Consider the following 23,685-nt stretch of genomic DNA (forward strand, 5'->3'; position numbering starts at 1 on the left):
GGCCGCCTCCTAGCAGCCGGGAAACCGCTCAGGAAGGTGGCGGCTTGCGGAAGATATCGCGGAACACCCCCGGCGTCAGGATCGACAGAGGATTGACCGAAACCTGCGGATCGGCGGCAAGCCCTGTCAGGCGATAGGTGAAGCCGAACAAGCCTTCGTCCCGTCGCGCAAACAGCGCACCGAACAGCCCGTTTACCAGATAGATGGGTGAAATGACGCCCTGCAGGTCCATCCGTTTAGTGCCGATATCATAGGTGCCGTCCGCCGTGATCGACATCGACGGGCCGACTGCGCTGGCCCGCTGCACGACGATGTCTTCGGGGCGTAACGTGAAGTCCGATTCGACCGTCTGGAAGAAAAGCCCCTCGCCGCCCAATTGCTCCAGAATGCCGACCACCGACAGCGCCTGCAAAAGCGAGGCCAGCGCAGGCGCGTTGCGGACGCGGACATTGCCCATGCGCAGCTCGCCTGAGTAAACGCCGGTCTGCCCGGTCGGGCGCAGCGTCATGGTGATCGACCCGCCGCGCGCGTCCCTGAACAGCCCGGCAGATTGCAGGACCGCGCCGCCATCCGTGCCCCGCACCTGCACCGCCGATCCGCCACCCTGTGGGGCCAGCACGCCCTCAACCGCAGCGCCGCCGTTGATGCGCCCGGTGAAACTGCCCGCTCCGCCACGCAGTGTCGCGCGCAGGTCGGTCAGCGCGATGCCTTCGGTGATCGTCAGGCGGTCAAGCACGATTTCCAGCGGCGCGCTGTCGCCCCCACCCCCGCTGCCCGCGTCGCCCGCCAGCAAGGCGCGGCGCAGGTCGGCCTGACCGCTGCGGATCGAGATGGCCGGCGATACGCCCGGACCCCGCCCCGTCAGGACGAGGGGGCCACGGAACCATCCGGTGTCGACGCTGTCGAAGGTGGCCCGCTCCAACCCGCCGCCGTTCGGGCGCAGGGTCACATGCCCCTGCGCGGTCAAGCCAGGTGCGTCCAGCTTGATCCGCGTGACCTCGGGCACGGCGCCCAATGTCGCTTCGACGGCGAAGGAGGCCGATTGTTCGGCGGGCTTGGACCAGCTGATGACGGGCAAAGCGACGGACATGCCGCGCAGATCGCTGGTGACCGACAGGCGCGGGGCAGCGCCCTGCGGCAAGCTGACGGAGATATCGGCCTGCGCCGATCCGCGCAGCGACAGCGCGTCCAGCGCTATCCCCAGCCGTGCCAGCCCATCGGGCGAAATGCGGGCCGTGCCGGTCACGCGCCCCGGCTCCGGCAGGGGCTGCGCCGGAGGCCGGGGCACATTCGGATCAAGGGGTATGGTCGAAGGGGGCGGCAGGGATTGTTGCCAGCGGCCGGAAAACGGCACACCTTCAAGCGCCATGTCGCCCGCGATCTGCACATGCCCCGGCACGACAGTTAGCGTCAGATCGTCCGCGGCAATCACACGCCCCGGAACGATGCTGCGACTTTCCACGTCCGTCAGGCGCGCGGTGACGTCATAGACGAAATCGGCCGGGGCATTGCCCTTGCGCAGAGGCAGGGTCGCCGACACCCGCGCCTCGGCCCGGCCAGATGCCATGTCGCGCGTCTTGTTCAGCCGTTGCAGCAGGCGGAATGGCGGGTTGTCCAGCAGGGTCAGCATGTCGCCGATCTCACCGCGAGCCAGAAGCGCGAGCTTGCCGGTCGAAGGTCGTTGTGTGGTATCGAGGATGGTAAAGGTACTGCCAGCGATATCGACTTCGCCCCCCGGCCCCGTCGGGTCGGACGGGTCTGGCCCGATGGCGGGCACGCGACCCCGGTCAACGCGCAGGGTCAGACGATTGCCACTCAGCTGTGCGGCCCCCGCCGCACCGGTAGCGAGCGGCATCGCACGCATGTAGCGGAAGTTGCCATCGGAGAAATCGAAGCTGGCCGCGACCTCGGGGGGCTGACCGGGCGCGATGCGGACCAGTGCCGTCGCATCCGTTGCCTGGCCGTCCAGAAGGTTCGTGGTGAACCAGTCGCGGGCCTGCGTCTGCAGGGACGGCGGCCAGAGCGCGGTCAGGTCCGCCACGTTCATGCGCGGCACCGACAGGCGCAGCGCACCGACCGCACCTTCAGCGCCGTAGTCCAGACGACCCGACAGACGCGCCGTTCCGCTTGGACCCGTTACCATTGCCTGCCCGATCCGCAGGCCCAGCGGACGCTGTATCAGCCGGGCCTCGATCACGCCCTGCCGGAATTCGACACGCCGGTCCAGCAGGCCTTCCGGGTCGAAGATCGTCTCCCCCAGTTGCAACTGCACCTGGACCGGTCCGGTCAATCCGTCGTCCAGAAGGACCTGACCGCCTGCGAGAACCGCAATCTCGTCCGACGAGGCCGAGATTTCCGACAGGCCGATCCGGCCCGATCCCGGCAACCAGTCGAAGGCCAGCACCGCCCTGTCCAGCGCCATCGACGCGTGATCCGTCATGCGGGCGTCGCGTCCCACCACGCGTCCCCGCAGCGGGCCGGGCGTGCCATCCTCGGACAGGGTCATGGCCGCGGTCGCCGACACCTCGCCCGTGACCAGCGTCAGGGCCGGAATATTGGGCAGCATGTCCGCCAATCCCGCCAGTGACAAAGAGGTCAGCGCAAAGGTCGCCTCGGCACCCTGTCCGGCTCCGTCGTCGTCCGTGCGCCGCAACAGGCTGAGTGCGGCCTGCGCCCTGCGCGCACCCAGCCGCAAATCCGACGTCAGGGTCAATCGCACGCCCGCGCCCTGTCGAGCCCAGGTGAAGGTGCCGTTTTCCGTCTGCTGCGACAGGCCGGTGATCACGTCGTCGAACCGGACGGTGACGCCCTCGATCGTGACGTTGTCCAGCGCGGCAATGGCCGGAGTCGCCAATGCTGTGTCCAGCGATGCAAGCGCCTCGGCCCAGGTGCCCGGCAGCGCGCCGCCGCCCGACCCGAATGCCAGCGAAAAGCGCCCCTCGGCATCGCGCGACATATCCAGCGTCAGTCCTTCGACCGCGACGGTGCGCGGGCGCAGCTTTCCGCGCAACAGGGCCGCGCCATCCAGTGTCACGCGCGCGTCGGGCAACAGCAGAACCTGCACGCCCGCGTCCGTCAGTTGCGCGTCGCGCAACACCAGCCGCAGCGCCTGGTCCCGCAGATCATACGAAATCGCGACCTGTCCCATGGATACGGCGCGCGGGCCCAGATTGCGTCCGATCCGCTCTTCGATCCGGTCAACCGTCCATTCCGGCAGGGCAATCGGTCCACGGGTCAGACGAAAGGCTGTTCCGGCCGCGATCACCCCCACGATCAGCAGCAGAACCCCGACCCCGCGCAGGGCGCGTTGGCCGGGTCGTCTGACCGGTCTGTCCGGGGCTTGTGGCATCTGAATTGGGCATCCGGAGTGTTGGGAAGCGCGGACTGCATCTTGACCTGACCCCTGCCGGGTTCCAAGTCCCCCATAGATAACAGTCACCCAACCAGCGGAGAATGTCATGTCCAGTCAGATCGAAGCGGGTGCGGACGCCCCCGGATTCACCCTGCCCCGAGATGGCGGCGGCCATGTCAGCCTGTCGGATTTCACAGGCAAGTCGGGTGGCAAACAGGTGGTGTTGTATTTCTACCCCAAGGACGACACGCCCGGCTGCACCAAGGAAGGCATCGCCTTTTCCGAAGCCATCGCCGCGTTTGATGCGGCGGGCGCTGTGGTGATCGGCGTGTCGAAGGACACCGCCGCCAAGCACGACAAGTTTCTGGCCAAGCACGATCTGAAGGTGATCCTCGCCTCCGATGCGGACGGCACGACCTGCGAGGATTACGGCGTCTGGGTCGAGAAGAACATGTACGGCAAGACCTATATGGGGATCGAGCGTGCGACGTTCCTGATCGACGGATTGGGCAAGGTGCGGCAGGTCTGGCGCAAGGTTAAGGTGCCGGGCCATGTGGACGACGTGCTGGACGCGGTAAGGGGATGACGCTCAGTCTCGCGCGGATGGCGGTCGAGGTGCTGACGACCGCCGAGGGCCGCGCCAAGACCGCCCTCTCTCGTGCTCACGCGGCCCGTTGGCGCGCATCCCGAGCCGAGGGGGGAGCGGTCATTCCGGTCGGCACCGCGACGCCGCCCGACAAGCCGGCACGCCCCGACCGGCCCGAACTGGCCCAGCCGCGCGACGTGCCGCGCCGCAAACCCGGCACGCCCGAGGGCCGGATCGCCCTCCTGCATGCTGTCGCGCATATCGAATTGAACGCCGTCGACCTGCACTGGGACATCATCGCGCGCTTTTCCACGACGCCCCTGCCGATGGGTTTCTTCGACGACTGGGTGTCGGCGGCGGACGACGAGGCGAAACACTTCAATCTGATGGCGGATTGCCTGAACGCGGTCGGCAGCCACTATGGTGCCCTGCCTGCCCATGCCGGAATGTGGCGCGCGGCGGAAGAAACTGCGGGCGACCTGATGGCCCGTCTGGCCGTCGTGCCGATGGTACTGGAGGCGCGCGGGCTGGACGTCACGCCGGGCATGATCGAGGTCTTTCTTCGCGCCGGGGCAACCGACGCGGTTACCGCGTTGGAAACCATCTACAGCGAAGAGGTTGCGCATGTCGCTTTCGGGTCGAAATGGTTCAACTTCCTGTGCGGACGGCAGGACCTGGACCCGAAGCCCGCCTTCCATGATCTGGTGCGCCGCCATTTCCACGGCAATCTGAAACCCCCTTTCAACGTCGAAAAACGTGCCGATGCCGGCCTTCCGCCAGATTTCTACTGGCCATTGACCGAAGACATCTGACCGGAGGTCGGACCCGGTACGCGCGGGTTTCTGCCGCCGACGGGCCTGAACGGTTGCCCGATTGCATCACAATGTCTAGAACCCGCCGAAATGACGAACCCTATGAAAAATTCAGGGCCGTCGGGGGAACTAAATTCGGGCCGGACACGGCTTGTCAGTATCAGACGGGGGAACGGCGCGTGAAGCAACGGCTGTCGGACAAGATCAACGCGAAACTGGAACGTCACCTGCCCGAGCAGAGACTGTTCCTGAAATCCGAAGAAGGCACACGCTTCATCCGACTCCGTCCTCTGACCCAGGCCAGCACCCTGATCGGCGGGGCATTGGTGGTGGGCTGGACGGTCGTGGTCACTTCGTTCTTCCTGATCGGAGCCATCACGTCCGGGTCCAGCCGCGACCAGACGGCGCGTGCCCAGATCGCCTATGAGACGCGTCTGGCCGCCCTGTCCACCGAACGTGACACCCGCGCGCAGGAAGCCGAACAGGCGCTGGAACGATTCTACTCCGCACTTGACGAAGTTTCGAAAATGCAGGGCACCGTCCTGACCTCCGAACAGCGCGTCCGCGAACTCGAGACAGGCATCGAAGTCATTCAGCGAACGCTGCGCCGCACTGTGAGCGAGCGTAACGAGGCCCGCGACGAGGCCGAGAGCCTGCTGGCCCGCCTCGATAACGCGCCCGAGGCGACGGCTCTGGCCGAGCGGTTGGCCGCGGATAGCGCAGAGACCGCCGAAATTCTGGCCGATGCGCTGGATGCAACCGCACTCGCCCGTGACGAAGCCATGGTTGTGGCGATGGGCGCTGACGCCGAAATCACCCGCATGGAAGCGATGGCCGAAGTCGTTGCCGAGCGGAACAATCGCATCTTTAGCCGTCTGGAAGACGCTCTCGAGACGTCGATGGTCCCGCTGGAGCGGGTGTTCAACCAGGCCGGCATCTCGTCCGATTCGCTCCTGCAATCGGTTCGCAGTGGGTACAGCGGTCAGGGTGGCCCCCTGGAACCCGTCGTCGTTTCCACGCGTGGCGGCGCCGATCTGGTCGATGTGGACACAGCCCGTGCAAACCGTCTGATGGACAAGCTGGAAGACGTCGACATGTACCGTATTGCAGCCGAAAGCCTGCCGCTGGGCAAACCTGTCAAGTCTGCCTATCGCCTGACATCGGCTTTCGGGCCGCGATGGGGCCGGATGCATTCGGGCGTGGACCTGGCAGCCAGTCGCGGAACGCCGATTCTTGCAGCGGCGGATGGCGTCGTCACCTTTGCCGGGTGGTCGTCAGCATATGGCAAGCTGATCAAAATTCGGCACCCCTTGGGCTTCGAGACGCGCTATGCACATAATGACTCCATTGCCGTTACCGTCGGCCAAAGGGTCTCGCGTGGGGAGACCATCGGTGGTATGGGGGACACCGGACGGGTTACCGGTGTGCATTCCCACTATGAGATCAGGCGGAATGGTGAGGCGCTGAACCCTAATACCTTTATAAAAGCAGGTCAGGATGTTTTCTAAATCTAAGTTGAACCAGCCCGGCGGTGACGCCTCGGACAAGCCTACCACACCCGGCGCGACACCGCCTCCTTCCTCGACGCCACCGTCGAAGCCTGCGGGTCTTGAACTCGGTGCCGGTCAGGCCGCGATGAAGCCCAAGGTGGCACCGTCGTCGCTGTCTTCGGACCTTGTTATCAAGGGCGACATCAAGACGTCCGGCGACATCCAGATCGAAGGCGAGGTCGAAGGCAATATCCAGGCCCACCTGCTGACCGTCGGCGAAGGTGCCGTGGTCCGGGGCGAAGTCATCGCCGACGATATCGTCGTCAACGGGCGTGTCATCGGTCGCGTCCGGGGCCTGAAAGTCCGGCTGACGTCGACCGCTCGTGTCGAGGGCGACATCATCCACAAGACGATTGCCATCGAATCCGGTGCGCATTTCGAGGGCGCGGTGCAGCGTCAGGACGACCCGCTGTCGAGTGGATCGCGCCAGAATGCCAAACCTGTCGTGACAACATCGCCGACCAACACGACCAATACGACACCCAAAAGTTAAGCACACTACATGGCCAATGTCGTGCGAACCCCGTTCCGGAAATGGAGCGGGGTTTCGCATCTTTCAGGCCTCGAAGGACGCATCCCGCCGTCCCGCCGGGGGGCCGTGGTTCTGACGACAGCGGGATCGCTGGGCGATCTCTATCCCGTTCTGTCGATCGCGCGGTCACTGGACCGGATCGGAGTGGAGGTCCGGCTGCTTCTGTCCCCCGACGATTGCGTCATTGCCCGGTCCTGGGGGCTTCTGGCTACGCCGGTCGGTCCGACCAGGGCACAGGTTGCCGCCGACCTGGGTGTGAGTTTCGACAGACTCGCCGACGACTTCTTCCGCAACCCGATGCCTTTCCTGCGCCGCGTGGTCTTCCCCGCTATTCCCGATACGCTGCCGCAGATCGAGGAAGCCTGTATCGGTGCGGCCTGTGTCGCCGGCACCGTCATGACCTTCACGGCGGCGATCGCGGCGGAACGGGCGGGCCTGCCCTTCGTGCCCCTGACCCTGCAACCGACGCTGGCGTTCTCGGCGTTGGACCCGCCGCGCGGACCGGGGATGGATCTGGCCGTCCGCACCCCGCGAAACCCGGTCACGCGGGGCTGGAACCGGGCTGTCATGGGCACGGCCAGATCGGTTCTGCGCGCCGGTCTGTCGCCCTCCCTGAATCGGGTCCGCGCCCGGCTGGACCTGCCGCCGCACCACGGCACGCCGATGGTCGATCCGGGTATGGAAGCCGTTCCGATCCGCCTTGGCCTCTGGTCCGAAAGCTTCGCGCCGGTCCCCGACGATGCCCCGCCCGGCCTGATCGCCGTCGGCTTCCCCCGCGCACCATTGGGAGATCTGTCGGCTTCGGTGCAGGCGTGGCTTGAAGCCGGGCCTCCGCCGCTGGTTGTCACGCTGGGCAGCATTGCTCAGGGTATCGGTGGCCCGGCCTTCTGGGACGAAGCGGTGCGGCTGTCGCGGGCGCTCGGCCTGCGGTCGGTGCTGTTGCACGGACAGGCGGAGGTTCCGGACGGCCTCGATATTCTGTCATTGCCGCACACGCCGCACGCGCCGCTGTTTCCACAGGCTGCAGCGATTCTGCATCACGGTGGCATGGGGACTGCTGCCGAAGCGCTGCGATCCGGTCGCCCGCAACTGGTCGTACCGATTGGCGGCGATCAGCTCGATAATGCCGCCAGACTGGCCCGCATGGGCATGGCTGTCGTTCTGCCCCGCCGCCAATTCAACGCATCGCGCGCGATGCCCAAACTGCGCGAATTGTTGGAGCGGTTCGATTACGCCCATGCCACCGATCTGGGCGAACGGATTGCGCATGAGGACGGGGCATTGCTGGCGGCGATGCACCTGGCGCAGATCGCCAGCGCGGATTAATCCCCGGTGCTGTCGGCCCGGCTCTTGCCTGATGCATCCGAGGCCAGAACGCTGGCCATGATCCCGTCGATCGACCCGTCCAGAACACCCTGCGTATCCGACGTCTCGTACCCGGTGCGCAAATCCTTGACCATCTGGTAGGGTTGCAGGACGTAAGACCGGATCTGATTGCCCCAACCGGCGTCACCCTTGGCTTCGTGGGCGGCGTTGATCTCGGCGTTTCGGCGATCCAGCTCCATCTGATAGAGCCGGGATTTCAGCGCCTTCATGGCGATATCGCGGTTCTGGTGCTGGGATTTCTCGGAACTGGTCACGACGATGTTCGTCGGCAAGTGGGTGATCCGAACGGCAGAGTCGGTGGTATTCACGTGCTGCCCGCCCGCACCGGACGACCGGTAGGTGTCGATACGGATGTCGTTGGGCGCGACCTCGATCTCGATGTTGTCATCGACAACGGGATAGACCCAGACCGAACTGAACGACGTGTGACGCCGCGCCGCGGAATCGTAGGGGCTGATGCGGACCAGCCGGTGCACGCCGGATTCAGACTTCAGCCAGCCATAGGCATTCTTGCCGCTGATCTTGTAGGACGCCGACTTGATCCCGACTTCCTCCCCCGGCGACCGCGACTGCAACTCGACGGTATAGCCGCGCTTTTCGGCCCAACGCGTATACATCCGCGCCAGCATATTGGCCCAGTCGCAGGACTCCGTGCCACCTGCGCCCGAGTTGATTTCCAGAAAGGTGTCGTTGCCGTCCGCCTCGCCGTCCAGAAGCGCCTCGAGTTCTTTCTCCGCGGCGGTCTCGACCAGTCTGGCGATGGCGGCTTCGGCCTCGGCAACGATCTCGGCGTCGTCTTCCAGTTCGCCCATGCCGATCATTTCGACATTATCGGAAGTTTCACGTTCCAGCGCCTCAATGCCCTCGATACTATCCATCAGGGCCTGCCGGTCGCGCATCAGCTTCTGCGCACGCTCGGGATCGTCCCAAAGGGTCGGGTCCTCGATCATCGCATTGAACTCCTCCATCCGGTGCGGCGCCGTTTCCCAGTCCAGCCGCCGCTTGAGAAGGGCGACAGACTTGCCGATGGCGTCGACGTTGTTCTGGACTTCTGCGCGCATCATCGTCTCCGGATATCATTCGTCAGGTGAGGTAGCCGCTGCGTGTCCGCGCGGCAAGGGACCGGCCAGAACGGAATCGGGTCGTCGGACCCGAAGGTCCTCCCGCAGCGGCACTCCGCAAATGACGGTGGCTAGTAAAGACCGCCCGAACTCAGCGATCCGAAGCTGGCGCGACCTGGTACGACGACCTTTCGGCCGGTCGAGGTCTGCACTTCCGAGGACGGCGGGGCAACTGTGCCGTCGCTGTCATCCCCCTCGCCCCGACCGAACAACGGCAAGTCACCTGCAAGGGCAAAGCCACCGTCGATGACGGTACTGCCCAGACCGACGAACGGGTCATCGCCGATGCGGAAATATTCGGCGACAACGTCATCGCCGGATGCGTCGTCGGGCAGACGCGCACCGGTGAAACGGTCGATATTCACGAAATAGCCACCATCGGGTACCTCGAACGGACCGCCCCCGTATTCCTTGATCGCTTCTTCCATGAACTCCTGGAACACCGGGCCGCACGTGCCGCCGCCCGAAGCCCCCTGACCAAGGCGTCGCGGTCGGTCATAACCGATGTAGCAGCCTGCCACGATGGTCGACGAAAAACCGATGAACCAGACGTCCTTGGAATCGTTGGTCGTGCCTGTCTTGCCAGCGATCGGGACCGGCAGGTTGACGGTGCGCGACGCGGTGCCCCGCTCGACCACGCCCGTCATCATAGAGGTCAGCTGATAGGCTGTGATCGGGTCCATCACCCGTTCGCGGTTCGAAACGATGCGGGGGCCGAACCCTTCGGACAAGGTCGCAAACTGTTCGCAATCGCTGCACGAACGCTGATCATGCTTGAACACGGTGCGGCCATAGCGGTCCTGGATTCGGTCGACCAGCGTCGGCTCCACCCGTTCGCCACCGTTTGCGAACATGGCGTAGGCCGAAACCATCTTGTAAAGTGTGGTTTCCTGCGACCCCAGGGCGTTGGCCAGCAATTCTTCCATGTCATCATACACGCCGAACCGTTCGGCATAGCTGGCGACGACGTTCATCCCGACATCCTGCGCCAGACGCACGGTCATCAGGTTACGCGACCGCTCGATCCCGGTGCGCAACGGACTAGGGCCATAATACCGGTTCGAAGCATTCTTGGGACGCCAGATTTCTCCGTTGCCCTGATCGACCTCGATCGGCGCATCGACGATGATGGTATTTGGTTGATAACCACTGTCGAGCGCCGAAGCATAGACGAATGGCTTGAAGCTGGACCCCGGTTGCCGTGTCGCCTGCGTGGCGCGGTTGAACAGGGAATACTGATAGCTGAAGCCCCCCTGCATCGCCAGAACGCGACCGGTGTTGACGTCCATCGCCATGAACCCGCCCTGAACCTCGGGCACCTGCCGCAGGGACCAGCGGATAAGATCACCGGTCGCGTCATCGGTCAGCTTACGCACATGGACGACCTGTCCGGGCTCGAAATTGTCGGTGAAGCTGCCACGTATCCATTCGATATCCGCGCGCGGAACCTCGATCGTGCCTTCGACCCCTTCGGCACCCAGCGTCATGGACTGATCACCGACGTTCAGGACGACCGCGGGCAGCCAGGGATTGCCGAGGTCTATGTCACGGGCGACGTCTGCCGCCTCGAGCGCCGTGCGCCATGCGACCTCATCATCCAGAATCTCGACCGGAATGGTCTCGCCAGTGCCGCGCCAGATGCCGCCGTTACGGTCGAACTTTTCCAACGCCCTGCGCAGAGCGGTAGCGGCAACGCTCTGCATCTTGGCGTCGATTGTGGCCCGGATGTTGAAGCCCTGCGTAAAGAAGGCCTCCGCTCCGAAATCACGGGTCAGTTGTCGACGAATCTCATCAGTGAAATAATCGCGCGCCGGCAGGCTGGCACGGAACGGCGGATAATGTCCCGACTGGACTGTCAGGAGTGGCTTCATCTGCGCTTCCTGCATTTCCGCGCGTGTGATGTAACCGTTATCGAACATTTCGCCCAGGACGTAGTTGCGGCGCTCGATTGCCCGTTCGGCCTCCCGGACGGGATGATAATCTGATGGAGCCTTGGGCAGAATCGCAAGGTAGGCGGCCTCTTCCAGCGTCAGGTCGGCCAGCGTCTTGTTGAAATAGGTCTGCGCGGCGGCAGCCACGCCATAGGAATTCTGCCCGAGAAAAATCTCGTTCAGATAAAGCTCCAGAATATCTTCCTTGCTCAGCGTTTCCTCGATGCGGGAGGCAAGAATGATTTCCTTCACCTTCCGCTCCGCCGACCGGTCGGATGACAGAAGGAAGTTCTTCATCACCTGCTGCGTGATGGTCGAGGCGCCGCGCAGACGCTCGCCCCGTGCGGCGTCCACCGCGGCCGAAATCATACCTATCGGATCATAGCCCGCATGCAGGTAGAAATTCTTGTCCTCGGCCGAAATGAATGCCTCTTTGACCAGTGTCGGGATATCTTCGGCCGGAACGAACAGACGGCGTTCACGGGCGAATTCGTCCATCAAACGGCCTTCGCCGGAATAGATGCGGCTGATCGTGGGGGGGGTGTATTGGGCAAGCTGTTCATAGTTGGGCAGATCGCGCCCGTACATCCAAAGTACGCCGCCGATCGAAATGGCGATCGCGATGATACCAAGAGTCACCGCCGAAAAGATGCCGCCGATAGCCGACAGCAGGAACATGCCGATGCCCTTCGTGGCATTGGCCCCCCCCCTGCCCATCGTCCGCATCGTGCCTATGATCTTCATGGTCGCCCCTGGACTATCCGCGCATGACACCGACCTTGCGGCATCAGGTTCGATATACGCAGACGTGCGTTTGCCGTCAAAGCGACAACGTGGGCACGGGCGACGCATCGCCCAAGGTCAATGGCAGCGCGATGGTAAAGTTTGCGTTACATCCGGGGGCTTTCGCAGACCCGGCCTGCATGGCACCTTCGGACGCATGATCGAGCCGCCCCTGTGCTTTGCCAATCACGACAGTCCTGTCGGCCCCCTTTTGCTGGCGGGCGATGCCGACGCACTGCATTTCCTCAGCTTCCAGGATGGGCACAAGGCCTTTGGGCCGAAGGACGGGTGGGCGCGCAATGACCGGGCCTTCGACGCAGTCCGCAAGCAGCTTGACGCTTACTTCGCTGGCCAACTGCGCGTTTTCGACCTGCCGATACGGCCACGCGGCACGGCGTTTCAGATGCGGGTCTGGCATTGGCTTGCCACGATCCCGTTCGGCGAAACCTGTAGTTATGGCGACATGGCCCGCGCCCTTGGCTGTCCCGGTGCCAGCCGGGCCGTTGGAGCGGCGAACGGGGCGAATCCGCTACCGATCATCCTGCCCTGCCATCGGGTGATCGGCGCATCGGGCAAACTGACCGGATTTGGCGGCGGGATCGGGCGCAAGGCTTTTCTGCTGTCGCACGAAGGCGCGATGCCCGGCGGGGGTCAGCCCCGCCTGCTGTGACTACTGCCGCAGGCGCAGCGCCTCTGCGGCATCCTCGATTGCCCATGCTTCGATACCGTCACTGACCGCCGCAGCCATTCGGGAACGCCAGTCGACAGATCTCAGGTTGTCCATGTCCTCCGGGTCGGACATGAACCCAAGCTCCAGCAGGACAGACGGGATATCCGGCGCTTTCAGCACGGTGAACCGCCCGCCCAGACGCGGGCGCTTGTGGAGCTGGACACCCGCCCCCGACAAGCCCGTCACCAGTGCATCGGCCAGCATCAGGCCGCGCGGCGCGGTTTCCGCACGGGCCAGTTCAACAAGGATGCGCGCGATTTCGTCCCCCTGTTCGATATCGCCTGCGCCCAGCAGAAGGTCGTCGCGACCGTGACGTTGCGCGATTTCGGCGGCCAGGGCGTTGGTATTGCCCGGTGACAATGTATAGACCGTCGCGCCCTCGGCCCCGCCACCCTCGACCGCATCGGCGTGCAGCGAAATCATCAGATCGGCCCTCGCCGCCCGCGCGATCGTGGACCGCCCGCGCAGGCCGACGAATTCATCGTTCTCGCGCGTCAGAACGACCCTGTGCCCCCGGCGCCGCAACACCTCGGCCAATTCTCGGGCGAAGCGCAACATCAGATCAGCCTCGGTCAGCCCGTCCCGCTCGGCCCCGGGATCTACACCCCCGTGACCGGGATCGAGGGCGATTACCAAGGGCCGATCGCCGGTCTGGCGGGGCCGCGCGGCAGTGGGCACGGCATCGGGTGCCGCGTCCCATTCCTGCGGGCTGAGCGGGCCGGTCGGGTTCGCACCGTCGGCCAATGCGATACGGATCGTCGCGTCCTGCCCGGTCTCCATCCAGGCACGGTCGATGCGACGGGGACCGGGCAGAAGGATGACCAGACGCGACCAGCCGGCCCGGATACGGCCGCTGCGCGCCTGACCAAGGTTGGTCAGCAGATCCGCATTCAGGGTGGTCCAGTCGACTTCGGACGTGTCGATCACCAACCGCCACGGGTCATCTTCCACGAATACCCGCCATGGTATCGGCTGGCTGAGCGTCAGAGTCAGGGCATCGCGTTTGGCCTGGGCATCGATAACGGTCGCGCGGGCATTGAAGTCCTGCGCGACGGCGACCCCGGCCATCCAGATCAGGAGGAACGCCAGTCGGATCATCGCGCCGCCATGAATGTTTCCAGTCGCGCCAGACCTTCTTCGATATCCGCTGTTGCGCGGGCATAGCTGAACCGTAGGGTTCCCGCCCCCCGGTCCGGATCGAAGTCAAGGCCAGGTGTGATAGCTACACCTGCTTTTTCCAGCACTTCCGATGCGAACTTCACACTGTCATCTGTCAGGTGGCTCACGTCGGCATAAATATAGAACGCCCCGTCCGGTGGCGCTATCCGGTCAAATCCCGCGGCTGGCAGGCCGTCCAGCATAAGCGCGCGATTGCGGGCATAGACGGCCCGGTTCGCCTCCAACTCGTCCTCAGCATCCATGGCATGCAGGGCGGCGATCTGGCTGGCGTGGGGGGCGCAGATGAACATGTTCTGCGCCAGCCGTTCAATGGTTCGGACGTGGCTTTCGGGCACGACCATCCAGCCGATCCGCCAGCCGGTCATGCTGAAATACTTGCTGAACGAATTGATGACATAGACGTCGTCCGACGCCTCCAGCGCGGTGACGGCGGGCGCATCATGATGCAATCCGTGATAGATTTCGTCCGAGATGAAAGCCGTGCCCCGCGCGTGACAGTTGTCGATCAGCAATGACATCGCCTTCCGGTCCAGCATGGTGCCGGTGGGGTTTGAGGGCGACGCGACGATCAATCCTGCCAGATCGGGCAATTCGGAGGCGACCGGCTGAAACCGGTTGGCCGCCTGCGTCGGAATCCCGACTGGCTGCAACGACAGTGCCTTCAGGATTTGACGATAGGACGGGTAGCCCGGCAATCCCAGACCGACCCGATCTCCTGCATCGAACAATGCCGTGAATGCCAGAAGGAACGCTGCCGACGACCCAGCGGTCACGACCACGCGGTTCGGGTCAAGGTCCACCCCGTACCAGCGACGATACAGGTCAGCGATTTTCGCACGCAAATCGGGCAGGCCCAGTGCAACCGTGTATCCCAGTGCACCGTCCGCCATGGCCGCCGCCAATCCGTCGCGTGCGATTTGCGGGGCAGGTGTGCCGGGCTGGCCGACCTCCATGTGGATGACGCTGCGGCCCGCGTCTTCCAGACGCCGGGCCTGTTCCATCACGTCCATGACGATGAATGGATCGACGTTCGACCGGGCTGACACCCCTGATGCACCTGTCATTCATTCCTCCGCCCTGCGTCTGCAGACAGATGGACCGGCCCCGCACCGGGCGTCAATGACGCGCCGCGTGATCTGCGACGTTCCGCAGGCAAACAGACGATCCGAACCTAACAGGGCGCCCCGAAGCGGGACGCCCCATTCAGATCTTGCCGGTTGGTGTCAGCCTCCGAAAGACCACCATCCCTTGCGTTTGGGCTTGGGCTCGTCGCCAGCGTCGGCGGTGACGACCGCGTCCGCTTCCTGCGCCGTCGGGGCGGAGGTTGCTTCGGGCGCGGCCTGCTGGGCTTGCTCGGCCTGTTCGGCGGCGTTGGCGACCTCGTCTGAAGTCCCGGCTGCCGGAACTTTGGTGCGGGCCCGCGACCGGGGTTTCGGTTTGGTCGCCGGGGCGGCCTCTGCCTCGGGTTCCGCCGGAGACGCGGCAACCGGCGCATCCTCGGCACCTGCTTCGGTATCGGATGGTTCGACCTTCTTTGACCGGGAGCGGCTGCGCGACCGTGACCTGGGCTTCGGCGCATCCTCTGCCGCAGGCGCGTCGGACGCATCCGTTCCGGTCGCCTCGGGTGCGGCACCCGCCGTCACAGCGTCGGAAGCGGCATCCGCAGAGCCATCCGAACCTTCATCGGCAGCGTCCGTCCGGTTCTCACCGTTCTGGCCGGCATTCTGGTCCGTCTGCTCGCCATTGCCGGACTTCTTGCGGCGCGACCGGCGGCGGCGCTTCTTCTTGGGCGCACCGTCATTATCGCCGCGTTCTCCGCCGTTGCCGTTTTCCGTATCGGCGTTTTCCGAATTGCCGATGTCGTTCGATCCGGCCTCCGGCGCTTCCTCGGCATCGACCTCCTCCGCCTCGATTGCGTCATCGTCATCAGACGTCCAGGAGGTGTCCACCTGAACCACATTGCGGGCCTTGGGGATCACCCGCGTCGCGGTCTTGAACTTCTCGATGGAATAATCCGGTGCGACCATCTGTGGATCGGCGATCACGCGCACGGCCATGTCGTAGCGCGCCTCGATCGAGGCAAGATGCTCGCGCTTTTCATTCATCAGATAGTTGCAGACGTCGACCGGAACCGTAAGCTTCACCTCGCGCGAGCGACGTTTGGTCCCCTCTTCCTCCAGAGCGCGCAGGATCTGCAAAGCGACCGAATCGTCGGAACGGATCATGCCTGTGCCATGGCAGTGCGGGCAGGCCTGTGTCGTGGCCTCCAACATGCCGGGACGCAGGCGTTGACGCGACATTTCCAGCAGGCCGAAGCTCGAAATCCGGCCAAGCTGAATCCGCGCACGATCGTTCTTGAGTGCGTCTTTCAGACGTTTTTCCACGGCAGCGTTGTTCTTGCGCTCGTCCATGTCGATGAAGTCGATGACAATCAGACCGGCCAGATCGCGCAACCGCATCTGGCGGGCTACTTCGTCGGCAGCCTCCAGGTTGGTCTTGGTGGCGGTATCTTCGATCGAGCCTTCCTTGGTCGACTTGCCCGAGTTGACGTCGACCGCGACCAGCGCCTCGGTGATACCGATAACGATATAGCCGCCGGATTTCAGCTGCACGGTCGGGTTGAACATGCCCGCCAGATACGATTCGACACCATACTTGGCGAACAGCGGCTGGCCGCCCTCCGCGTGCAACTTCACGTTCTTCGCATGGGACGGCATGATCAGTTTCATGTAGTCCTTGGCATCGCGATACCCGGCCTCGCCCTCGACGATGACTTCGTCGATGTCGCGATTATACAGGTCCCGGATCGACCGGTGGATCAGGTTGCCCTCTTCGTAGATCGGGGCGGGCGCGATTGATTTCAGCGTCAGTTCGCGGACCTGTTCCCACATCCGTTGCAGGTATTCGTAATCGCGCTTGATTTCAGTCTTGGTGCGCTTGGCACCGGCCGTCCGCACGATCAGGCCCGCACCCTGCGGCACGTCGATTTCCTGTGCGATTTCCTTCAGCTTCTTGCGGTCGGGCGCGTTGGTGATCTTGCGGCTGATGCCACCGCCCCGCGCGGTGTTCGGCATCAGGACGCAGTACCGACCGGCCAGCGAAAGATAAGTCGTCAGGGCAGCGCCCTTGTTGCCGCGCTCCTCCTTGACGACCTGCACCAGCATGATCTGGCGGACCTTCACGACTTCCTGGATCTTGTACTTGCGGGCCTTGGGGCGCTGAACGCGGGGGGCGCGAACTTCGGCAACGTCGTCGTCGCCCGATACTGTCTCGACATCGTCGGCGGGTGACACATCGTCCTGAGTTTCAGCGGGCTTTTCGGCCGGCTTCTTGCGACTCCGCGACCGACTGGTCCGCTTGGGCGCAGGCTCCTCGACCGGAGTATCGGCGGCGTCAGGAGAGTTGGTTTCCGCGGTCTCGCCTTCGGACAGGTCGACGGTTTCCATACCCGCCGGTACCTGCGGAGCTTCGGCCTCGGTCTGCGACGCTGTCTCTGCGGTCTGGTCGGAAGAGACGGTCTCGTCTTCCAGACCGGCGCTTTCGGCAATGGTCTTCACCGGACCGCTATCGTCAGAACCCTCGTCATCCGGGCCACTGTCATCCGGACCGGCATCTTGCGGGCCAGTCTCGTCGCGCGATCCGCCCTGCCCGACCGTTTCGGTTGCGGCTTCCGACACATCCGCGGATCCTCCAGTCACGATGCCGGGGGCGCTGGCCTCGGTCGCTTCGATCGCGGAGTTTGCCGAGGGCATTTCGTCGGGCGATGGCGCGTTGTCCGCATCAGGAGCGTCACCGTTGTCGGTCAGGGCTTCGACAGGTTTCTTGGATCGGCTGCGCGACCGGCTGCGTGACCGGGATTTCTTCGGTTTGTCTTCCTCGCCATCTCCAGCCGCCCCGCCATCTGGCGCATCCGATACAGCTCGAGCATTCGCGGCCCTGTTGTCCGCCGCTTCATCCGCAGCGTTCTGCGCCTCGGCAAAGGCGCGTTCCTCGGCCAGAATCGCATCCCGGTCGGCTTTGGGTATCTGGTAATAATCCGGGTGGATTTCCGAGAAGGCCAGGAAGCCGTGCCGGTTGCCACCATAGTCGATGAACGCCGCCTGCAACGAGGGCTCGACCCGCGTCACCTTGGCCAGATAGATATTTCCGGCAAGCTGCCTCTTGTTCAGATTTTCGAAATCAAATTCTTCGACCTTGTTTCCGTCTGCCACCACGACCCGGGTCTCTTCCGGGTGGGTGGCGTCGATCAGCATTTTCTTCGCCATTGTGCTTTCCATGACATCGGACCTGCATCCCCGGAGGGGCAAGATCGGCATGTCTTATTGATGGAGCGATAGCAGGCACACCGTCGGCGGGGCGGCTGTGCCGCATCCCGTCCGTCACTGTCATGTCCTGCCTCATCGCCCGTGTACTCCGACCCGCGCGCTCCGATTTCCGGAGGGCAGGTCTGTTCAATGCCCGACGTTGTGGGTACGGGCGTCTCTCCGAAGGCGGCATTTGCACGCTTTCGCAAACTTACCCCGATGCGCGAACCTATGATCGGTCCGATGATTGCACGGGAAAGAATCTCACCGGTCCCGACCACCGACCAACCGGCGGCACAACCGTATGTCCTATGTGTTACATAAGTGATGCAAAGACAATGGCACATCGGCAAAGGTGTGCCGGTTTGGCATCTGAATGCGCACCGAATTAGTTAACTCAGCTTTACCCGTCACCCTTTTCCAAAGGGATATACCGCCCGTCTTTTCAGATGGTCAGATCCAGGATCATGGGTCGGTGATCAGACATTACCGGCGTTGCCGGGACATCGAAGGCAATCACCCGGTCCGGGTCGGACACAAAACAGTAGTTCGCGTGTCGTTGTGCCTTGGGGTAGAGAACCGTTCGCGTATCGGAATGTCCGCGTGTCGTGACCAGCTCGATCAACCCTTCTGCTGCCAGCACGTCGAAGGTTGAGCTGTCCGGCAGCAGGTTAAAGTCTCCGGCGACAACCACGGTCTCATTCCCGTTCCGAAACTCTCGGAGCTGCCGACGCAGCGATGCAGCCTGCGTATCGCGGTCGGGCGTGTCACCCTTGCCGTTCGGATCGCGCAGCCCGTGCAGATGGGCCACAACCAGTGCCGCGCCACCGCTGGCGATCCGCTGCATCTGCACTGCGCGGGGAACAGGTTCGGGTCCCCAGCCGCTGGCCCGAAACCGACCGTGAACAAAGTCCTGCCTGCGACCCGTGACCGAAAGCTGCGGTGCGACCCAGCAGGCCAGCCCATGTTCAGACCAGATCGGCCGTCCGGCCGCATCTTCCAGCAAGCCACGAGTGGCGGGCGCGAAGGTGGCCAGCCAGCCGGGCAGAAGCCGGGAGATGTCGCCGAACAGGTCCGCACGCTGATCCAGCCTGCGATACGGATCGCGATAGATCAGCCAATCGGGCGATGGCGCAATCCGGCGCGTTACTTCCTGAAGGCAGAGGACGTCGAAGGCCGCCTGCTCCACCCAAGCGGACAATTGCTCCCAGACCGCGCCGCGCCCCAGGCATTCAGATTGACGATCCGCATACCGGCCTTTCAGCGACTAGAGGTAATTCCCACGGCTCAACCCGTATTTCGCCATCTTCTCGTTCAGGGTCCGGCGCGGCAGCGAAAGCTCCTCCATCACACCGGCAATCGACCCGCGATGACGGCGCATGGTATTGTCGATCAGCATCCGCTCGAACGCCTCGACATATTCTTTCAGCGGCTTGCCCTCGGTCGTGACCTGCACAGTCTCGCCCTGCTCCTGAGTGTCCGACATCAGCAGCGACGAAATCGATCCTGTGCCGCGACGCTGTTGCAAAACCGCACGTTCCCCCAGGTTTATCAATTGTCTGACATTTCCCGGCCAGGGCGCCTGCAACAGTTGAGCGGCTTCCTGCGCAGAGAGTTGCGGCGGGGCCGCACCGTATTCCTCGCCAAACGACTCGGCGAAATGCGTGAACAGCGTCAGCACGTCCTCACCCCGGTTTCGCAGGGGCGGCAAAACAAGTTTCATTGCCGCCAGCCGGAAGAACAGGTCTGGCCGCAACGAATCTTCAAGCGTCTTTTCGGGATCGGACCCATTGTGGATGGCTACGATGCGCGTCTCGGCAGGGGTGCCCTGATCGTTGATGAAGGTCAGCAGACGAGCCTGCAACGCCAATGGCAGCGCCTCAATATCCTCCAGCACCAGCGTGCCGCCGCGGGCTTCCTCGACCAGCGGCAGGCCGCCTTCGGTGACCGGGCCGAACAGCTTGGCGCCCAAGGCTTCCTCGCCCAAGGCCGCGCAGGAGGTCAGGGCAAAGGTCTTGCCCTGGCGCGGGCCGACGGCGTGCAGCGCGTGAGCCACCAGCGTCTTGCCGGTGCCGGTTTCGCCGTCGATCAGCACGTGCGTGTCGGCCTGCCCCAGATCGAGGATATCCTCGCGCAGACGCTCCATTGCCGGGGACGTGCCGATCAGCTTGCGCATCAGCACGGTACCGTCCGACAATTCCCGGCGCAGGGCACGATTGTCGAGCGTCAGCTTGCGGGCCTGCGCCGCACGGCGCGCAAGCTCGGTCAGACGGTCCGGATTGAACGGCTTTTCCATGAAGTCATATGCGCCAAGCTGCATCGCCTCGACCGCCATCGGCACGTCGCCATGCCCGGTGATCATGATGACCGGAAGACTGCTGTCGGCGCTCATCAATCGCTTGAGGAACTGCATCCCGTCCATGCCCGGCATCCGAATGTCGCTGATGACGACGCCGGGATAATCCGGCGTGATCTTCTTGAGCGCCTCTTCCGCGCTGGCATAAGTCTCGGTGGCAAATCCCGAGAGGGCCAGCCACTGGCTGATCGATTGCCGCATGTCCTGCTCATCGTCTACGATGGCGATCCGGGTCTGCTCGGCCATTTGAGTTCCTTACTCGGCTGCGTCCATTGCGATATCTACTGTCGGAAGGCGGACTTCAAAGACCGCCCCGCCTTTGTCGGCATTTCGCGCGGTCAGCCGCCCACCGAGGTCGTTGACGATGCCCGAGCTGATCGCCAGCCCCAGGCCGACACCCTCGCCCGGCTTCTTGGTAGTATAGAACGGCTCGAACAACTTTTCGGGCGCGTTGATGCCCGATCCGGTGTCGCGGACCGCCAGCACGACTTCTTCGCCCTGCGTCAGAAGGATGTCCAGCTCACGGTTCTCGGAACCTTTCATGGCGTCCAGCGCGTTGCGCACAAGGTTGATGATGACCTGTTCCAGACGCAGCCGGTCGGCAATCACAAGAACCGGCGTTTCAGGGATGATCTGGCTTAACTGCACCTGTTCTTGCCGCAACTGAGGCTCCATCAGTGTCAATGCCGAGGACAGGGCGTGGCGCATATCCACCTCCTCGAAGGCATCGCCACCTTTGCGGGCATAGGACTTTAATTGCCGCGTGATCGCACCCATCCGGTCGATCAGGTCGTCGATACGCTGAAAACTGGACAGCGCCTCGTCCGCGCGACGCCGTTGCAACAGAAGGCGCGCACCGGCCAGATAGGTCTTCATTGCCGCCAATGGCTGGTTCAGTTCGTGACTGACGGCGGCCGACATTTCACCCAGTGCGGCCAGTTTTGAGGACTGTGCAAGACTTTGCTCGGTTTCTTTCAACTCTTCCTGCACACGTTTACGTTCGGCGACTTCGCGCGACAGCCGGTCATTCAGACGGCGCAGCTGGACCGATTCTCGCTGGAACAGCATCGAGCGCAGGGTCGAGCGTCGGTTCAGGATATAGAACCCCAATGCCAGCAGCAGTGCGAACCCCGTTATAATCAGGGCGAGCACGCCGTTCACCCGTTCGCGGACACTTTCGTAAGTCGTGAAACTGACCAGGCGCCAGCCCCGGAACGGCACCCGCGTTTCCAATTGTATCAATGCGTTGCCCGAAAAATACCGTCCATCGAGATCGGTTCCGAAGGCACCGGTCGTTGCCAGCGCACGGTCCAGGGCCGAGGGAACCGATGTTCTCAGGATCGCCTCGCTCAGCGGCTTGCCGCGCCAGCGCGGTTCTGTCGACAGGATGACGGTTCCGCCCGCGTCGGTCACGGCAACGGCGGCTGTGGTGCCGCGCCACCGGCTTTCGAACTGTGACAGGTTCACCTGCACCTGCAACACGCCCAACTGTCGCACGCCGTCCTGAACGACACGGCTGAAACTGGCCTCATAAGCGCCTGCTTCATTGGGAAAGATGGTGAAGACGGTATCGGTGGTGTCGATCGCTTCGGTAAAGAATGGGCTGTTGGCATAATTCGAGCCGAGCTGTTCCCGGTCGGTAGCGGCGACAGTCCGGCCGTCCATATCCAGCAGGCGGATGGAAGCGGCGCCGATCTCGTCCACGTAGGAAATCAGGCGCTGGCTGGAGGTCGAGAAATCCTTGGCGTTCAGCGCGGCGATCAGCGTCGGGTCGCGCGACAGCAGCAGCGGCACGACCGAATTGCGCTGCAACTCCGACAGGATCGCACCGCCATAGAGCGATTGCCGAAGCTCCGCCCGCTGCCGCGTGGTTTCCACAAGCCGTTCGGTCAGAAGGATATTCACGACCCAGATCGCCGCAATTGCCGCTACGATCATCAGGACGATCAGGACGCGCACCGCCCAGGGAAGGCGCAACTTGACGCGATCGGACGCGCCCCCTGCAAGAGAGGCCGCCGGAACGGTCTCGGGGTCGACAGACCCACCGGAGCGATGACGCCAGAACATTCTGCTATCTACCGCAAGGGTTCACTACGTCTCAAGCGACGATGCGCCGATCGGCGGACATCGTCAGGCAGCGACAAGCGTCTGCGCCAGACTGCGGAACAACGCGGCCCCGTCGGCCTTGCCATGCAGCGGCTCTGCCGCGCGTTCGGGGTGCGGCATCATGCCCAACACCCGTCGGTTCGGCGACAGGACGCCCGCAATACCGTCCATTGCGCCATTGGGTGTCGCAACATACCGGAATGCCACAAGGTTTTCGCCCTCCAGCCGCCGCAAGGTGTCGGGATCGGCGGTGTAATTCCCCTCGTGATGGGCGATCGGAATCTCGATGACCTGCCCCTTGGAATAGCCTGCGGTGAAAGCACTCTGTGTTTCTTCGACGCGCAAGGCGCTGGTCTGACAGATGTATTTCAGGCCGGAGTTTCGCAACAGCGCACCAGGCAGCATCCCCGCTTCGGTCAGAATCTGAAATCCATTGCAGGGCGCGAAGACATAGCCGCCACGGTCCGCATGGGAAATCAATGCACTGGAAATGGGCGACCGGGCCGCGATGGCGCCGCAGCGCAGATAATCGCCATAGCTGAACCCACCCGGAACGCCAACGACATCAATGTCTTGTGGAAGCTCCGTTTCTTTGTGCCAGACCATCGTCGTATCGAACCCGGCACCCCGAAAGGCCACGGCCAGATCGCGGTCGCAGTTGGACCCTGGGAAGACGAGGACGGCGGCTTTCATGGCGCGGCTTTCACATTCTGGGGTAACTCTGGGCGCGACATTTCACATTTTGTTCAAGAGTTCTAGCGGTGGATATGCGTCGATTGTCGTCCCGCATATCCGTCACGGAAAATTCCGACCCGCTTTTTAGGGTCCTGTCAGATGTAACCAAAGGAATAATTCAGACCGACGCCAAAGTATTGTCCGCCTCGGTCAGCGCAAAGCACGGACCCATAAGGTATCTGGCAAGCAGGCACAGCTATGTTCCATCCGACAGATGGTCAG

Annotated in this window: 16 protein-coding genes; 6 read left to right on the plus strand and 10 right to left on the minus strand. The window is 63.5% G+C overall.

Translation table 11 applies throughout. The annotated features are described in order from the left end of the window. Positions 1–28: 28 nt before the first annotated feature. Positions 29–3,349 (minus strand): YhdP family protein, encoded by a 3,321-nt coding sequence (locus AC13C2_RS05205; RefSeq protein WP_482886139.1) that lies wholly within the window; start codon positions 3,347–3,349, stop codon positions 29–31. A gap of 109 nt (positions 3,350–3,458) precedes the next feature. Here AC13C2_RS05205 and AC13C2_RS05210 point away from each other — a divergent pair, with 109 nt between their 5' ends. From AC13C2_RS05210 to AC13C2_RS05230, 5 genes are all read left to right on the plus strand, one after another. Beyond that, the gene (locus AC13C2_RS05210; protein WP_092762358.1) at positions 3,459–3,938 is read left to right on the plus strand and encodes a peroxiredoxin; all 480 of its coding nucleotides are present in this window, start codon (positions 3,459–3,461) and stop codon (positions 3,936–3,938) included. Beyond that, entirely contained in the window at positions 3,935–4,750 is an 816-nt protein-coding gene (locus AC13C2_RS05215; RefSeq protein ID WP_482886140.1) for a ferritin-like domain-containing protein, read from the plus strand. The genes AC13C2_RS05210 and AC13C2_RS05215 overlap by 4 nt, the downstream gene beginning before the upstream one ends. 179 nt (positions 4,751–4,929) lie before the next feature. Next, positions 4,930–6,258: a M23 family metallopeptidase gene (locus AC13C2_RS05220; protein ID WP_092762354.1), complete on the plus strand. Its 1,329-nt coding sequence runs from the start codon at positions 4,930–4,932 to the stop codon at positions 6,256–6,258. Continuing rightward, positions 6,248–6,793 (plus strand): bactofilin family protein, encoded by a 546-nt coding sequence (locus AC13C2_RS05225; RefSeq protein ID WP_092762351.1) that lies wholly within the window; start codon positions 6,248–6,250, stop codon positions 6,791–6,793. Before AC13C2_RS05220 ends, AC13C2_RS05225 begins: the two co-directional genes overlap by 11 nt. 105 nt (positions 6,794–6,898) lie before the next feature. After that, the gene (locus AC13C2_RS05230) at positions 6,899–8,158 is read left to right on the plus strand and encodes a nucleotide disphospho-sugar-binding domain-containing protein (protein WP_482886141.1); all 1,260 of its coding nucleotides are present in this window, start codon (positions 6,899–6,901) and stop codon (positions 8,156–8,158) included. Here AC13C2_RS05230 and prfB read toward each other — a convergent pair. Beyond that, positions 8,155–9,279: a peptide chain release factor 2 gene (gene prfB / locus AC13C2_RS05235; RefSeq protein ID WP_092762347.1), complete on the minus strand. Its 1,125-nt coding sequence runs from the start codon at positions 9,277–9,279 to the stop codon at positions 8,155–8,157. The two genes, AC13C2_RS05230 and prfB, sit on opposite strands and share 4 nt — an antisense overlap. Before the next feature lie 131 nt (positions 9,280–9,410). Beyond that, the gene (locus AC13C2_RS05240; RefSeq protein WP_092762689.1) at positions 9,411–11,948 is read right to left on the minus strand and encodes a penicillin-binding protein 1A; all 2,538 of its coding nucleotides are present in this window, start codon (positions 11,946–11,948) and stop codon (positions 9,411–9,413) included. Positions 11,949–12,210: 262 nt separating this feature from the next. Between AC13C2_RS05240 and AC13C2_RS05245 the strand changes: the two genes are divergently transcribed. After that, a complete protein-coding gene (locus AC13C2_RS05245) occupies positions 12,211–12,723 on the plus strand; it encodes a methylated-DNA--[protein]-cysteine S-methyltransferase (RefSeq protein ID WP_482886142.1) in 513 nt (170 codons plus the stop codon). Here the strand turns inward: AC13C2_RS05245 and AC13C2_RS05250 are convergent, their stop codons facing one another. The 7 genes from AC13C2_RS05250 to purQ all read right to left on the minus strand — a co-directional run bounded on the left by AC13C2_RS05250 (position 12,724) and on the right by purQ (position 23,421). Further along, the gene (locus AC13C2_RS05250) at positions 12,724–13,881 is read right to left on the minus strand and encodes an N-acetylmuramoyl-L-alanine amidase family protein (protein WP_482886143.1); all 1,158 of its coding nucleotides are present in this window, start codon (positions 13,879–13,881) and stop codon (positions 12,724–12,726) included. After that, on the minus strand, positions 13,878–15,026 hold the full coding sequence (locus AC13C2_RS05255) for a pyridoxal phosphate-dependent aminotransferase (protein ID WP_482886144.1): 1,149 nt from the start codon (positions 15,024–15,026) through the stop codon (positions 13,878–13,880). Before AC13C2_RS05255 ends, AC13C2_RS05250 begins: the two co-directional genes overlap by 4 nt. Before the next feature lie 159 nt (positions 15,027–15,185). Then, positions 15,186–18,227 carry an Rne/Rng family ribonuclease gene (locus AC13C2_RS05260; RefSeq protein ID WP_482886145.1) on the minus strand — a complete coding sequence of 1,014 codons (3,042 nt, stop codon included), beginning with the start codon at positions 18,225–18,227 and terminating at the stop codon, positions 15,186–15,188. A 484-nt stretch (positions 18,228–18,711) separates the two neighbouring features. Continuing rightward, a complete protein-coding gene (locus tag AC13C2_RS05265) occupies positions 18,712–19,467 on the minus strand; it encodes an endonuclease/exonuclease/phosphatase family protein (RefSeq protein WP_482886146.1) in 756 nt (251 codons plus the stop codon). Between the two features lie 66 nt (positions 19,468–19,533). After that, positions 19,534–20,868: a sigma-54-dependent transcriptional regulator gene (locus AC13C2_RS05270; RefSeq protein WP_339641874.1), complete on the minus strand. Its 1,335-nt coding sequence runs from the start codon at positions 20,866–20,868 to the stop codon at positions 19,534–19,536. 9 nt (positions 20,869–20,877) lie between these two features. Then, on the minus strand, positions 20,878–22,689 hold the full coding sequence (locus AC13C2_RS05275) for a sensor histidine kinase (RefSeq protein WP_092762335.1): 1,812 nt from the start codon (positions 22,687–22,689) through the stop codon (positions 20,878–20,880). 63 nt (positions 22,690–22,752) lie between these two features. Continuing rightward, entirely contained in the window at positions 22,753–23,421 is a 669-nt protein-coding gene (purQ, locus tag AC13C2_RS05280; RefSeq protein WP_482886147.1) for a phosphoribosylformylglycinamidine synthase subunit PurQ, read from the minus strand. Positions 23,422–23,685: the final 264 nt, after the last annotated feature.

The sequence above is a fragment of the Jannaschia sp. L-14R genome (assembly GCF_056857695.1).